We start from the raw sequence: 14,318 nt of genomic DNA on the forward strand, positions 1-14,318 counted from the left end.
CCGGAGCTTTCTTCGCTCGAACCGGAACGGCGAGCGCCCGGTAGCTGGCGAGTCGTGGCGCACTTTTCCCAATAAAAACAACCAATCGGAATGGGGGGTTGCTGCGCGATCGTTCGTTCAGCCGCGTACTGCTCGAGGAAGCCGTATCCCTTTCAATTCCGTGACGCCGTTGGGCGGGGTGCATACGCGCACAGACACAGCGGCACCACCACCAGTGCGGCGCCCACGACGAAGGTCGTCGAGGCACCGAAGCGGGCCCATACCACGCCCGCGATGCTGCTCGCGAGCAGCATCGCCACACCGCTGATCAAGTTAAATACGCCGAACGCTGTTCCGCGCAGGGTCGGCGGCGACGTTTCCGAAACCATCGCCGCCAAAATGCCTTGCGTGAACCCCATATGCAGTCCCCATGCGGCAACCCCGACAAACATCGACAGTTTCGACCTCCCCATACCGAGGAACAAATCGGCCGCAATCAACAGAACCATGCCCATGGCGAGCAGAACCCGCCGGTCCACACGATCGGAAAGCACGCCGACTGGCCAGGCCGACAGCGAGTATGCGAAGGCCATGACGACCATCACCGCGGGAATCCACGCGACATCGAGACCGGCTTGCTGCGCGCGCAGCACCAGAAACGCCTCGCTGAAACGCGCAAGCGTAAATGTCGCCCCGACGATGACGACGAACCAGTAGTGCGGGGAAAATTCTCGCAGCGCCCGCCAATGCAGTGGCGAGCGGAATGGCCGATGGGATTGTGCGCGGTCGGATTCGCGTATGCCGAAGACGATCAGGCCGACCGCAACAAAAGCGGGCACGGCGGCGAACCACAAAACCCACCTGATCTGATCCGCGAACCCCAACATCAATACGATCGCGAGCATCGGCCCCAGAAATGCGCCGATCGTATCCATCGATTGGCGCAATCCGAAGCAGGCGCCGCGAATGTCTGGCGGGGCGACATCGGCCACCAACGCGTCCCGCGGCGCGCCACGAATGCCCTTGCCGACACGATCGAGCAGACGCGCCGTCACGACGACCGTTGGCGTGGTCGCCAGCGGAAACAACGGCTTGGTCAATGCGGCGAGCCCGTAGCCGAGCAGCAGCAACCCTTTGCGACGCCCCAGCCAATCGCTGATCGCGCCGGAAAAAACCTTGACGATCATCGCGGTCGCCTCTGCCGCCCCCTCGAGAGCCCCGAGCGCCGCCACACTCATGCCCATCGTCGAGACCAGGTAAATCGGCAACAGCGCATGGATGAGCTCGGATGACAGATCCATGAACAGGCTCACGAAACCCAACGCCCAGACGGTACGTGGTATGGCGGGCCTTTTGGCAGTAGCTGAACGGGTGGTCATGATGCGTCGAGGTCAAAAGCGGTTCGTTGGAAAGTAGCGTGCATCCGTTACAGCGGGTATGACATTCCGCCGGACGGAGATCGACCAGAAGTACAGCGCTCCACAACGGAAGACGAATCAGATACCGGAATATTCACCCCTCCCTGGGATCTCGACCAGGATTCGCGATGCACACCCGGCGCGGTGAACGCCGGCCAACGTGCATTAGTGGCCGGTGACCGTGGCGCCGCGGGGCAATACCAGCGTGACGGGCCCGGTCGCATCGCTGACGCCTGCCTCGACGCTCGACGCGACCGCATCCATCTTCACGAAACCAGGAATGACAGCGGTATTCGACCGCGTTATGACACCGACAGTGAGCAATTGCCACGGCTGCCGGAACAACTCCGGGTATTGCGCGCCATACCAGACCGGCACACGACCCGCCCGATCAGTCGCGACCTCGTACTCGGAACGCCAGAGCCGCAATACCGTACGACTCAAAGGCTGGGCTGGATCGAACTTGACGAAGGTCAGTGCCGCGCCGTAGCCGTTCGACAACTTCGGCAGCACGGGCAATGCGCCGACGGACACGTGTGGCGTCAACCACAGCAGCGCGGATTGCGTCGACCACGCGGGAGCAGACCGCCAGCCGGAGGCTTCGAGCTGCTTCGAAATCGAGATTGCATCGTCCGCCCACTGCAATGAAAGCGCTTCTTCCCGATCACCACTCAAGTCGATACGTCGAACCGGAAGCGAGCGCCACCCGCCATCCATCCACTGACGAAGCGTTAAAGTTGTTTCGTGCGCGACCGGGCGGCTCCGCTCGAGATCGGCACGATCGGCGTCACTATCCACCCAGGCGCCATAGATCGCGAGCGTACCCGCCACGATGCAGACCAACAGGCCCGGCCGCACGTCGTCGCGCACGGTCCAGTGTGTATGGATGCCAGCCAGCGCGGCGAACCACGCGAGTCCCAGGCCCCATCCCGCCAAAATGTCGGCAAGCCAGTTTTCGCCCAAATAGAGATGGGCGAAGCCGACCAGTGCAATCCATCCGACTATCCCCGCGATGACCGCACCGCGCCATGACGACTCCCATCGCCGAATCAGCAGCCAGCCAAGCGATCCGTACAACAGGAGATTGAGCGTGGCATTACCGCTTGGCATCGGCGCGTGCGGCACACCCGCCTGCCACACCAGCGGCTTCACATAGTCTGACGGCTCGAGTACGGGGCTGACAGCCGCGGCAATGCACACCACGAGCAACCAGTAGATCGTCGTGCGCCAGCATTGGCGTACCACCAGCCAGAGGAGTACCACTGCAGCCACGATCAGGCCGACGTCCCACCCGCTCAGTTCGACCACTCCCGTCATCAAAGAGTCGATGGGCGCTGTGTGAAGCGTGCGCAGGAAGTTATCGATCGCGATGTCGGCATCCATGAGCGGATCGTGTGCGATCACGTCCTGAAGAACGCCAAGGAACAGCCACACACCCCCGATGAACAGCAGGGCAAGCACCATCAGCGTCGGCGATTCGGGATGGTCGGGACCGATGATGCCCGACAGCGCCGTTGCGAGACGTGGATGCCGGCGCGCCAGGCGCTCCATCGCCCGCCACGCGGCGGCCCTCACGGCAGGCACGCCATATCGCATCGCAATACGCACGAACCGGACGATCAACCAGATCAGCGCGGCGAGCAGTAGCAGCATCACGGCGAGGCGCTCACTCACGGCAGCAGCGAGTTGAGCAGACGCACCAAACACGATTCCCGGGACGATGTGAGCGGGAGACCATGCCAATGCCGAAGCGATATTGATCGGATAGAACTTGCGGCGCGGCATCTGTGCCGCCCCAGCGACCAGCGGAACGATTGCGCGTACCGGTGCAAGGAAGCGCGCCATGACGATGCTCTTCCCGCCGTGCCGCGCGACAAACTGCTCACCGCGTTCCCAGGCCTCCATATGTCCGTGATCAGCCCACCAGGTGCGTACCTCGCCCGCATAGCGGCGACCAAGCTCGAAGCTGATCCCGTCACCCGTCATCGCACCGAGTGCGGCGACACCGAGGGTCGTCCACACATCCAGCACACCAGCGCCGATCAGCGCACCTGCGGCAAACATCACGATGCCGGCCGGGACGAGGGTTCCCATGACGGCAAGAGATTCTGCGCAGGCCACACCGAAGACGATGATCAGGACGAGCACCGGATGAGTCGCGATACCGACAAGCCAAGCGTGCATGGGTCACCCGTTCGACGAAGCGGCCGGAGACTCCGCCAGCGTGTCCAGCTCGAACCGTCCGTACCGCAATGCCAGCGTCGGCAGCACGATCAGGTTCAGCGCAGTCGACGTGATCAGGCCACCGAGGATGACGATTGCCATCGGTCCCTCGATCTCATTGCCGGCGGCGCCGCTGGTCAATGCGAGCGGCATCAGCGCAAGCGCGGTCACGAGTGCGGTCATCAGGATCGGAATCAGACGCTCGGATGCGCCGCGCACCGCGGTCTCGATTCCCCACGGCATGCTTTCGACGTGAACGAGGTGTTCGTAGTGGCTGATCAGCATGATCGAGTTGCGCAACGAGATGCCGAACAGTGTGACGAAGCCGACCATGCTGCCCAGCGACAGGTCGCCACCGGCCAGTGCGACGCTCAGGACGCCCCCCACCAGCGCGAACGGCAGATTGATCATCACGAGCACGACGCCACGACGGCTCTTCATCGCGAGGAACAGCAACAAAGCGATACCGACGGCGGACATCGCGCCATAGACGAGCAGATCGCGCTGCGACTGCGAACGCGCTTCGCTTTCGCCGGAGAAAACCGCATACGTCCCCGCCGGCATGGCGATCTCGTGACTCACACGCGTTTGCGCTTCCTTCACGAAATCGCTCACGGCGCGGCTGCCGAGGGTCACGGAAACCGTCTGCATGCGCCGACCGCCGTCGTGCGTGATCTGGTAGCGCCCCGACGCCTGACCGATCGTCGCGAGCGCGCGCAGCGGAACCGCGAGCCCGTCCGGGTTACGCAGCATCAGCGCCCCGACGTCCGCGAAGCTACGGCGCACGTCGGGCGACAGGATCACGACGACATCGTACGTACGACTGCCCTGATAGACCTGCGACGCGGCCGCGCCCTGGTACGCGCTCTGGATTGCCTCGAGCACATCCACCGGCCGAAAACCCCAACGGCTCAGTTGATCGGGCTTGAGCCGTACGTCGAGTTCGGGAATGCCGGGTGGCGATTCGACGCCGACGCTGGCGACGCCGTGGATCGTGCCGAGCAGCCGCGCAATTTCCTGAGCCTTGCGGTCGATCACATCGAGGTTGTCGCCGAACACGTTGACGACGACCGGTGCAGTGACGCCCGAGATCGTTTCGTCGATCCGCTCGACGAGAAACGTATTGACCGACGTCGTGAGTCCCGGGAAGCGCCCAAGCGCCTGCTGGATGCGGTGCAACGCGTCGCTCTGGCCGGATGCGCTCATCGGCTCGAGATCGACCTCGAACTCGCTCAACTGCACGCCCATCGGGTCGACCACCTCGTTGGCACGTCCTGCGCGCTGGGCGACGAGGCGGACGCCGGGCACCTGCATCAGCGCATGCGTGACCTGCGTCCCGATACGCATCGATTCGGCGAGCGACGTGCCGGGTGCGATCCCCATATGGACGATGTAATGGCCTTCGCGCAGCTCCGGAATGAAGTTGCCGCCCATGAACGGCAGCGACGCCAGCGCCGCGACGCACATCAGCGCAACGACCACCATCACGGTCCTCACGCGCTGCTCCACCTTCATCAGCAGCGCGGTGTAGCGCTGCTTCAGGCCCGCGATCAGGCGTGGCTCGTGTGCCGGCAGCGGGCCGCGCGAGAGTAATGCAAGCGCCATTGCCGGCGTGAGCGTCAGCGCGACACCGAGCGACGCCAGCACCGCGAGGATGTACGCGATGCCGAGCGGCGCGAACAGCTTGCCGGCCACCCCCGACAACGTCAGCACCGGCAGGAAGATCAGCATCACGATGAACGTCGCGAACACGACCGCGCTCCGCACTTCGAGCGATGCGCGAAGCACGACGCGAAACACGGGCAACGGTGTCGGCAGCGCGCGGTTCTCGCGGAGCCGCCGATAGATGTTCTCGACATCGATGATCGCGTCGTCGACCACTTCGCCGAGCGCGATCGCGAGACCGCCCAGCGTCATCGTGTTCAGGCTGACGCCGAACGACACGAGCACGATGACCGCGACCAGCAGCGACAGCGGGATCGCGACCGCCGAGATGATCGCGGTACGGACATTGAGCAGGAACAGGAACAGCACCGCGATCACGAGGACGGCGCCGACCAGCAGCGCGGTACGCAGGTGCCCGACCGATGCGTCGATGAACTTGGCCGGCCGGAACACGTCCGGCTGAACGTCAATGCCCTGCTTCGCCAGCACCGGACGAAGCGCCGCGAGCGTCGTGTCGATGTTGTTCGTCACGGCCCGCGTGTTCGTTCCGTACTGGCTTTCCAGCACGAGCATCACGCCGGGCTGCCCCATGATGGATGCCGCGCCCACTGCCGGCGCGCTTCCCCACGTCACGGCCGCGACATCGGACAGACGCACCGCGACACCGTTGCTCCAGCGGAGCACGACACCTGCCAGCTTTTCCGGCGTCGCGATCTGACCATCCGTGTTGACCGCGATGCGCTGGTTGTCGTTCTCGATGAAGCCGGCACCACGCACGCCGGTCGACTGGCGTGCCGCGGCAATCACGTCCTGGATCGACAAGCCGTAGCGCATCAGTTTCGCCGGATCGACCTGAACCTGCAGCTGACGCGTCTGGCCGCCGAACACGATGGCGTCGGCGACGCCCGGCGCGCTCATCAGCTGCGGCCGAACGACCCATTGCGCGATGTCGTACAGGTCCATCAACGAACGCGTCTTCGACGTCAGCCCGAGCGTGCGCACGACGCTGGTGGTCGTCGTCAACGGCAACAGGCGCGGCGGCAGCACGCCCGCCGGCAACGTCGCGGCCAGCGCGTTCACGCGTTCGGACACGAGCTGGCGGATCTGCATCACGTTCGCGTGCGCATCGAACACCAGCGTGATCGACGCCAGACCCTGCAGCGAGCGCGAACGCATCGACTGCAGGCCGACCATGCCACCGAGGCCATTCTCCATCGGCTGCGTCACGAGGGTTTCGACTTGCTCGCTGGTCAGGCCCGGTGCCTCGACCTGGACGATGCTCATCGGTGGCGCGAATTCCGGAAAGACATCGAGCTTCGCGTGCGACAGCGAAAAGAGGCCGTAGCCGGCCGCCAGCACGGCGAGCGCGTACACGATGCCGCGAAAGCGCAGCGAGAACCGGATGATCGCGTCAAGCATGGGCAGGGGTCGGATGGATGGCGGGCGAACCGGACTTCTGTTTCAGTCGTCGCATTCGGGCGGATCCTTGCAGGCCGTCGCGATGCCCTGCGGTTTCTGTTCCTCCGACAGCAGCAGCTGCGCGCCCTGCGTCACGACGGCGTCCCCTGCATGGAACCCAGTCGTCACGTCGAAACCCTGATCGCCGGCGGAATCGGCCGGCACGGCGCGGCGCGTGAAGCGATCGGGCGCCGTGCGCACATAAACCCAAGGCTGCCCGCCGTACCACACCACGGCGCGATCGGGAATCGCCAGCGCCGGCCCGGCCGGGTTCGCGCCCGGCACGTGTGCGCTCGTGCGGGTGCCGACCGGCAACGCGCGTGCGACGGCATAGAGCCACGGATTGCCTTGCACCGCCGGATCGCCCTGCGGCGAGGCCGACAGCTTCTGCGCCATCACGGGCTGGCCGTCCGGCCCGTCGATTGCAATGCGCTCCGGGGCCGCGGCCGCATCGTCGGGCGGCAGCGTCACGCGCACGACAATCGCCTGTCCGGCGAGCAGCCGCTGAAATAACGGGGATTGAGGCGCCATCGCGGCATTCGTCAGGACGTCGCCAAACTGCTGGCGCATCGTCGCGGCCAGTGAGCCTTGTGCCGCATCGGCGGACTGCAGCTTCGCGCGAGCCGTTTGCGCGGCTGCCTGCGCGTCCTGCAATGCCTTTTGCGAGACGTTCCGATCGTCTGCGAACAGCGTTCGGCTTCGTTCGTATTGTGCTTGCGAGGTTGCGGCCAGTTCACGTGCGGCATCGCGGTCCGCAATGGCCGACGCCAGCCGGTTGCGCAGATCGAACAGCGGCTGCAAGTCGACGACCGTTGCATAGGCCGTGCGGCCGGATCGCACGGCTGCCGCGGCCAGCGGCGTCACTTCGATTCGACTGGCGCGCTGCTCGTCGGTCGGCACGACGACGACCGTCTCGCCGTTCACGGTTTGCACGGCGGGCTGCGCCACACGTGTTGCGGCAACCGGTGCTGATGTTCCCGGACCGAGCGTCCGGTAGATGTACCACCCGGCACCGGCGACCAGCGCAATGGAGATAACGGAGAAAAAGAGCAGTCGGCGTTTCATCGCGCACTCTGTTGTGACGGGGAGAACGTTCGGACGGCGTCCGGCGTCAGCGGGCGCTGCATCGCGTCCTCGAGCGCGCCGGCCGCCTGGCGAACCGCGACGGCCGCGTCCAGACGAGCGATCTCGGCGGCCTGGTAGTCGGCGTTCGCCTGCGTGAGCGTCAGGCGGTCTACGTCTCCGGCTGCGAATCCGGCTGCCTGACTGTCGAGTTGCCTGCGCGCGGCGGTGCGGTGTATATCGGACAGCTTCAACGCGTCGAGGCTCGATCGATAGCGAGCGCGTGATCGAGGTCGCCGAGGATCGTGTCCTGCAGCGCGGCGGTGCGGGCCGCGGCTTCCTTGCGCTTCGCTTCCGCCTGCGCGATGCCACCCTGGTTCTGATCGAAGATCGGCAGCGCAATGCCGGCCAGGCCGAACGCAATCTTGTGCGTTCCGGTGTCGTAGGTGTAGCCGGGGCCGAGGTGAATGTCCGGGTATTGCTTCGCGACCTCCAGCTGCAACGCCGATTCGGCTGCCGCATAGTCGGCGAGCGAACCCAGCAGGTCCGCACGATGCAGGATCGCGTCGCGCCGGGCATCTGTCTCCGGGGGCGGCGGCGGAGCGTGGTCGAATCCGTCGAAATCGAACGCGGCCTGCTCCAGCGCGGCGGCCGGGATGCCGATCGCCGCGGCCAGTTGCGCGCGGGCATCCTGTTCGGCGGCCCGGCTCGCCGCCAGATCGATTTTCGCCTGCGTCTGCATGGCGACAGCCGCGTCGACGTCGGGCCCGGCGCTTTCTCCGACCGCGCGTCGCTTCGTGACCATTGCGACGATCTGCTGCGCCGCGTCGACCTTGCGCGACAGTAGCGCGCTGCGCTCGCGGCCCGCTTGGAGCGCCAGCAGCGCGTCACGCACCTGGGCGCCGACTTTCCACGCCTCGTTGCCGATTGCCAGGCGAGCCGATTCCGACAGGTGCGATGCTTGATCGATCCGATACCCGCGTTTGCCGGCGGTTTCGATCGGGATGTCGAGTGCCGGGCCGGTCGTGAACGGTGCGCCCGGCCCCGGGTTCGGCGTCGCCCACTGGAACGGCAACTGAAGGACCGGATTCGGGATCGCGCCGGCTACATCGATGCCGGCCTTCGCCGTTCCCCACTGCGCGCGGGCGATATCCAGTGCCGGGCTGTAGTACCAGGCCGCCAGCGTGAGCATCTCGCGATTCCAGCGCGGCAGTGGCCACGGTGCGACGTCGTGCCCAAGCTCGCGCACGAGGTACGCATGCAGTTCGTCGCTCGCGAGCGACCGGTCTTCGAATTGACGGGCAATCTGTAGCGGCGCGATCGGCTGAGGATGGTAGGTCGCACAGCCGCCCAGCAACGCACAGACAACAAGCAGCGCTCCGCGCATACGGGTATCCGGGGTCCTGGCCAACCGATGTGTCGGCTTTCGGCCCGGATACTACGCAACCGGTTGTGAAGTTTTCGTCAACCAAGGGTCAGGTCGACTCGATTCGCGCCGGTTTCGCGGCCGGCAGGCGCAGCGACACGCGTGTGCCTTTGTTCGGCTCGCTGTCGATCCGGATCGCCCACCCATGGCGATCGCAGATTTTCTTCACGATCGACAGGCCGATGCCAAACCCCGGTGCTGCGGTGCGCGCCTGGTAGCCGCGATCGAACACGTGCGGCAACGCGTCGGCGGGGATGCCGTGCCCGGTGTCCTCGATTTGCAGCCAGCCGTCCGCAAAGGAGAACGCGATCTCGCCACGATCCGTATAGCGAACGGCGTTGTCGATCAGATTCGACAGGACCAGCCCGAGCACGGAGCGGCTGGCCTCCACCTGCACGCTGCGATCGATATCGATCCGAATCTCGATACCGTTGGCGTTCAGCGTCGCGGCGGCCGGATCGACGGCTTCCTCGATCGCGCCGACGAGGCACACGGCCCCGACGTCGGCAGGCTGCTTCTCACGCGCGAGCAGCAGCAGCGCATCGACCAGATCCTTCATCCCGTCCGCCGCGTGTTCGATCTGCTGCAGGCGGGCGCGCGACTTCGCACCGATCGATGCGTCGTGCTCGAGCAGTTCGCAACTGGTCTTGATCACGGTCAGCGGCGTGCGCAGCTCGTGACTGACGTTCCCGGCGAATTCCTTTTCACGTTCGACCATCTCGGCCATGCGCCGGTGGTAGTCGTTGAACGCTTCGGCCAGCTCGCCCACTTCAGCCTCGTCGTACTTCCCGGTATTGAGCGATGCCGATCCGCCGAGCCGCAGTGACTTCACCTGCTGCGCCAGGCTCGCGACCTGCCGCACCAGCAGCCCCGACAGCCAGAACGCGCACCAGATCGTGAACAGCGCGAACACGCCGGTGCCGGCCATCAGCGCGTTGATCACCTGCCGGAATCGCTGCTCGTACGTGCTGAAGTCATACACACGATAGAGGCGGCCCGCGCCGAGCGACACGATTGCGACGTGGATCTCGCGGTCGTCGAGAATGATCTCGTGCGTGCCGTCGGCGAGCTGCGTGACCGAATCCGGCAGCGCCAATTGCGGGCGGTCCGCCTCCGATACATAGCCGTTCAAGCGGACGTCGAACGGCGGCATCAGCGCCGGGTCGCTGCGATACGAACGCAGCACGCTGGCCAGGTCGTCGCGAATCAGCGCGGTGATCAGTCGCTCCTCCTGCGCTTCGGCGAGCGTCTTGACACCCAGCGCCTGCGCGATGAGCAGCACGATCGTCAGCGCGGAGAAGAAAAGCGCAACTTTGGCGCGAAGACTAAGAGGTCAGTTCAAAAACCCCGTGAGGGGGCTGTTTACTTCCTCGGCGAGCTGTTAACCTTGGGCACCAGAACAACGGAAGCCCAAGGATGGAAGCGCCGATCATTGACGACGAACTGTGGATACTGATCGAACCATTGCTGCCGCCCGCGAAGCCTCGTGCGAAGAGCGATCCTGGTCGTCCGCGCGTTTGCGATCGTGCGGCGCTCAACGGCATCCTGTTCGTGTTCAAAACGGGAATCCGCTGGAACCACTTGCCGACTCGGCTGGGCTTCGGCTCGGGCGCAACTTGCTGGCGGCGATTGAACGACTGGCAAAAGGCTGGTGTATGGGACCAACTGCACGAGTTGCTGCTCGACAAGTTGCGTGCGGCCGGCCAGATCGATCTGTCATACGCTGCGGTCGATTCGTCGTCCGTGCGCGCCGTTGGGGCGGGCGAAAAACTGGCCCGAACCCCACGGATCGTGCGCGACCCGGTTCCAAGCACCACATCCTCGTAGACGCCAACGGCGTTCCCGTCGTCGCGATCCTGACCGGCGCGAACGCCAACGACGTCACGCAGTTGCTGCCGCTCGTTGATGCAATTCCGCCGATTCGCGGTGTCCGTGGCCGACCACTTCAGAAGCCCGGCGTCGTCTACGCCGATCGCGGCTACGATTCCACACGACACCGACGTGCGCTGCGTGAGCGCGGCATCAGGCCCGTGATCGCGAAGCGCCGGACCGAACACGGCAGCGGGCTCGGCAAGTATCGTTGGGTGGTCGAGCGTACGCACTCCTGGCTCCATAATTTCCGTCGTCTACGCACGCGCTTCGAGCGACGTGCCGACATTCACGAAGCATTCTTGAAACTTGGCTGCTCGCTCGTCTGCTGGAACGTCTTCAGGCGAGCTGAGCAAGGTTTTTGAACTGGCCTCTAAAGCGCACGATCGTCGCCCGCCCCGAACCGGTAGCCGAGACCATGAACGGTCTCGATCGGATCGCGCTCGCCCTGCGCGGTGAGTGCGCGGCGCAACGTATAGACGTGCGCGCGCAGCGTGTCGCTGTCAGGCAGCGCTTCGCCCCATACTTCGGCTTCGAGTTCCGCATGACCGATCACCCGGCCTGGCGTCTGCATCAGCAGGCGCAGCAGATGCAGGCATTTGGGCGGCATCTTGACTGGCCGGCCGGCCCGCTCGACGGTCAGCGTCTTCAGGTCGAGGCAGACGTCGGCGCAACACAGCGCGGTCTCGGCAACCTGCCCGCGGTAGCGTTTGACCAGTGCGCCGAGACGCGCGCCGACTTCCTTGAGCGAGAACGGCTTGACGAGATAATCGTCAGCGCCGTGGTCAAACCCGTCGAGCTTGTCGTCCAGCGTGTCCCTTGCCGTCAGCATCAGCACCGGCGTATCGCGATGATTCTCTTCGCGCAGCTTGCGGCACAACGTCAGCCCGTCCATGCCCGGTAGCGACAGGTCGAGCAGAATCGCGTCCCAAGTTTGCGACACGGCCAGCTTCAGGCCGGCAGGGCCGCTCATGGCCATGTCGACCTCGTAGCCTGCACTCTCCAGATAGTCGTAGAGGTTGGCCGCGATGCTGGCGTCGTCTTCGATGACGAGTACGCGCAAGGTGTTCTCCAAAGGTCCGCATGCCAGATCGATTCTGCCATGCGCTTCCATCAGGGGGAATTCCGTCGCCGTCGACCGATCGATAGTCGCTCGACGCGCAACGAATCTCACTGACTTGGTTATACCCTGAGCGCCCGCAATCAGTCTGTCTCTACTTTGGGCAGCTTCGCCTGCCTCCGCGCACGATCATTCACGATCTGGTGACGTCGATGGTCCGTCATTTTCTTCCATGCGCGCGCTTCTTCCCGCGTACGCAAGCACGCCACGCAGTAGCCGGTCCTGCCGTCGAACGAGCACACTTCAATACAAGGCGATTTGACCGCCATCCTCAATGTCCCCTCGCCGCCGGAACGACCTCGACGGTCACGTGCGACAGATCCTTGAAGCGTTGCAGCAGGCCGTGATAGAAGCGCGAATCCCGCGCCGTGTCGTCGGTTGAGACGGAGACGACCGCGCTCATGTGACCCGGCCCGAGGCGCCAGACGTGCAGATCGTTGATCCGGTCGCCGCCGCCTTCGATGGCAGTGCGCACGTTGTCCGCCAGCCGGCGATCCGGGCTCATGTCGAGCAGGATGCCACCCGTGTCGCGCATCAGGCCGTACGACCAGTTCGCAATCACCAGCGCGCCGATGATGCCGGCGAGCGGATCCATCCAGACCCAGCCGAACGCACGCGCGAGCAACAGGCCGATGATCGTCAGAACCGAGACTGCCGCATCGGCAATCACGTGAATGTAGGCGGAGCGGATGTTGTGATCCCGCGTCGCCGAGCTCGATGTACCGTGATCGTGCTCTTCGAACGCCAGTTCATGCTCGCGACCGTTCAATCGAACGATGGCCTTGAACTCATGAGGCTCAGGGATAGCGTCGACCGACTCCAGATAGCCACCGCGACTTGTCATCGCGAATGTTTGCCGGGTACCGTCCGGACGGATCGTCGTCACCGACACGGCCTTCGCATCGACGAGCGTCGTATCGCGTGTGGCAGGGGCCACGCGGAACACGGGAGGAACACCCTCCTCGAACACCGACACGAGGAATGCGCCCCGTTGATCGAATATCTTGTGCACTTCGCCTTCGTGCGCGTGATCGTCGTGATTGCCATGAGCATGCCCGTGATGGTGGCCGTGACCGTGGCTATGGCCATGGTGATCACCGCTCAGCAGCCAGATGCTCGTGATGTTGACGAGCAGGCCGGCCACAGCAATTGGAATCGCTTCGCCGAAATGGATCGGCACCGGGGCGAGCAAGCGTGCGATCGCCTCATACCCGATCAGCAGCGCGATCATCGCGAGCACGATCGCGCTCGTGAAGCCAGCCAGATCACCAAGCTTGCCCGTGCCGAATACGAATCGCGGGTCGCTCGCATGCTTGCGCGCATACGTGTACGCCAGCGCGGCAATCAGCATTGCGCCAGCGTGCGTCGACATGTGCAGCCCGTCGGCGATGAGCGCCAACGAGCCGAAGATCGAGCCGCCGACAATCTCGGCCACCATCATCGCCGCGCACAGCCCGATCACCATCCAGGTCCTGCGCTCGTTTTCCGCGTGCGCGGCGCCCAGGAAAATATGGTCGTGCCCCGCACCAAACGCGGCATCCTTGAATTCGCTCATCGCTGCACTCGATTACTTGAAATAGCTGTGAACGACTTCGATCAGCTGTTCGGTCGCGCTGCCTTCGTCCTCGTGCCCCTCGGCATCGACGAGGTGGCTGCGGATGTGATCCTCGAGCACGACCGCGAGCAGCCCGTTCATCGCGCCACGGCTGCTCGTGATGCGTTGCAGGATTTCATTGCAGCCGCGCTCCTCTTCCAGTGCACGTTCGATGGCTTCGACCTGCCCCTTGATGCGGCGGACGCGATTCAGCAGCTTCTGCTTTTCCTTGACGGTGTGGCTCATGATGGCTCCTTCATATAGCGGGGGGGAGTATATTCCAATTCCCGATTCCATATAGGGAGGAGGGGTATCTGTCGGGATAACGCAAGGTTGGCGCCGAGAGGCCGGATCGGCCGATGACGCGCCACATTGCAGCAGAGACCGCGTGGCGCAAGCCGGCGTGCACGATCGGCCGGCGACGTTCCTGTGTTGCAAGAACGCCCCACGCAAAGGACGCTTGGCCGACCCCGGGAATAAACGCCTCGCAGCGCACGTTTACAG

General features: G+C 64.6%; 11 protein-coding genes and 1 pseudogene. 2 read left to right on the forward strand and 10 right to left on the reverse strand.

The genetic code is table 11. The features are described from left to right. Positions 1–152: 152 nt before the first annotated feature. The 6 genes and pseudogenes from CFB50_RS33635 to CFB50_RS33660 all read right to left on the reverse strand — a co-directional run bounded on the left by CFB50_RS33635 (position 153) and on the right by CFB50_RS33660 (position 10,513). Positions 153–1,358, reverse strand: coding sequence for an MFS transporter (locus CFB50_RS33635; RefSeq protein WP_089448789.1), 1,206 nt, complete (start codon positions 1,356–1,358; stop codon positions 153–155). A gap of 204 nt (positions 1,359–1,562) precedes the next feature. Beyond that, on the reverse strand, positions 1,563–3,581 hold the full coding sequence (locus tag CFB50_RS33640) for a bifunctional DedA family/phosphatase PAP2 family protein (protein WP_089448790.1): 2,019 nt from the start codon (positions 3,579–3,581) through the stop codon (positions 1,563–1,565). Positions 3,582–3,584: 3 nt separating this feature from the next. Beyond that, entirely contained in the window at positions 3,585–6,704 is a 3,120-nt protein-coding gene (locus CFB50_RS33645) for an efflux RND transporter permease subunit (RefSeq protein ID WP_089448791.1), read from the reverse strand. A 42-nt stretch (positions 6,705–6,746) separates the two neighbouring features. Continuing rightward, a complete protein-coding gene (locus CFB50_RS33650) occupies positions 6,747–7,808 on the reverse strand; it encodes a metal transporter (protein ID WP_089448792.1) in 1,062 nt (353 codons plus the stop codon). Then, positions 7,805–9,192 (reverse strand): annotated as a pseudogene (locus tag CFB50_RS33655) (TolC family protein). The gene CFB50_RS33650 and the pseudogene CFB50_RS33655 overlap by 4 nt, the downstream one beginning before the upstream one ends. Before the next feature lie 88 nt (positions 9,193–9,280). Next, entirely contained in the window at positions 9,281–10,513 is a 1,233-nt protein-coding gene (locus tag CFB50_RS33660) for a sensor histidine kinase (protein WP_256979393.1), read from the reverse strand. Positions 10,514–10,647: 134 nt separating this feature from the next. On the opposite strand from CFB50_RS33660, the gene CFB50_RS40315 reads away from it, so the two are divergent. Further along, positions 10,648–11,058 (forward strand): transposase, encoded by a 411-nt coding sequence (locus tag CFB50_RS40315; RefSeq protein ID WP_256978861.1) that lies wholly within the window; start codon positions 10,648–10,650, stop codon positions 11,056–11,058. Continuing rightward, positions 10,950–11,465, forward strand: a complete 516-nt coding sequence (locus tag CFB50_RS40320) for an IS5 family transposase (RefSeq protein ID WP_256978984.1) — start codon at positions 10,950–10,952, stop codon at positions 11,463–11,465. The genes CFB50_RS40315 and CFB50_RS40320 overlap by 109 nt, the downstream gene beginning before the upstream one ends. Positions 11,466–11,473: 8 nt before the next feature. Here the strand turns inward: CFB50_RS40320 and CFB50_RS33670 are convergent, their stop codons facing one another. The 4 genes from CFB50_RS33670 to CFB50_RS33685 all read right to left on the reverse strand — a co-directional run bounded on the left by CFB50_RS33670 (position 11,474) and on the right by CFB50_RS33685 (position 14,060). After that, the gene (locus tag CFB50_RS33670) at positions 11,474–12,163 is read right to left on the reverse strand and encodes a response regulator transcription factor (RefSeq protein ID WP_089449046.1); all 690 of its coding nucleotides are present in this window, start codon (positions 12,161–12,163) and stop codon (positions 11,474–11,476) included. Positions 12,164–12,303: 140 nt separating this feature from the next. Continuing rightward, positions 12,304–12,489, reverse strand: a complete 186-nt coding sequence (locus tag CFB50_RS33675) for a DUF1289 domain-containing protein (RefSeq protein WP_089448794.1) — start codon at positions 12,487–12,489, stop codon at positions 12,304–12,306. A gap of 2 nt (positions 12,490–12,491) precedes the next feature. Further along, positions 12,492–13,775: a CDF family Co(II)/Ni(II) efflux transporter DmeF gene (gene dmeF / locus CFB50_RS33680; RefSeq protein ID WP_089448795.1), complete on the reverse strand. Its 1,284-nt coding sequence runs from the start codon at positions 13,773–13,775 to the stop codon at positions 12,492–12,494. A 12-nt stretch (positions 13,776–13,787) separates the two neighbouring features. Further along, positions 13,788–14,060: a metal/formaldehyde-sensitive transcriptional repressor gene (locus CFB50_RS33685; RefSeq protein WP_089448796.1), complete on the reverse strand. Its 273-nt coding sequence runs from the start codon at positions 14,058–14,060 to the stop codon at positions 13,788–13,790. Between the last annotated feature and the right edge of the window lie 258 nt (positions 14,061–14,318).

Origin of the sequence: Burkholderia sp. AU33423 (assembly GCF_002223135.1) — a bacterium.
Classification (GTDB): Bacteria; Pseudomonadota; Gammaproteobacteria; order Burkholderiales; family Burkholderiaceae; genus Burkholderia; species Burkholderia lata_D.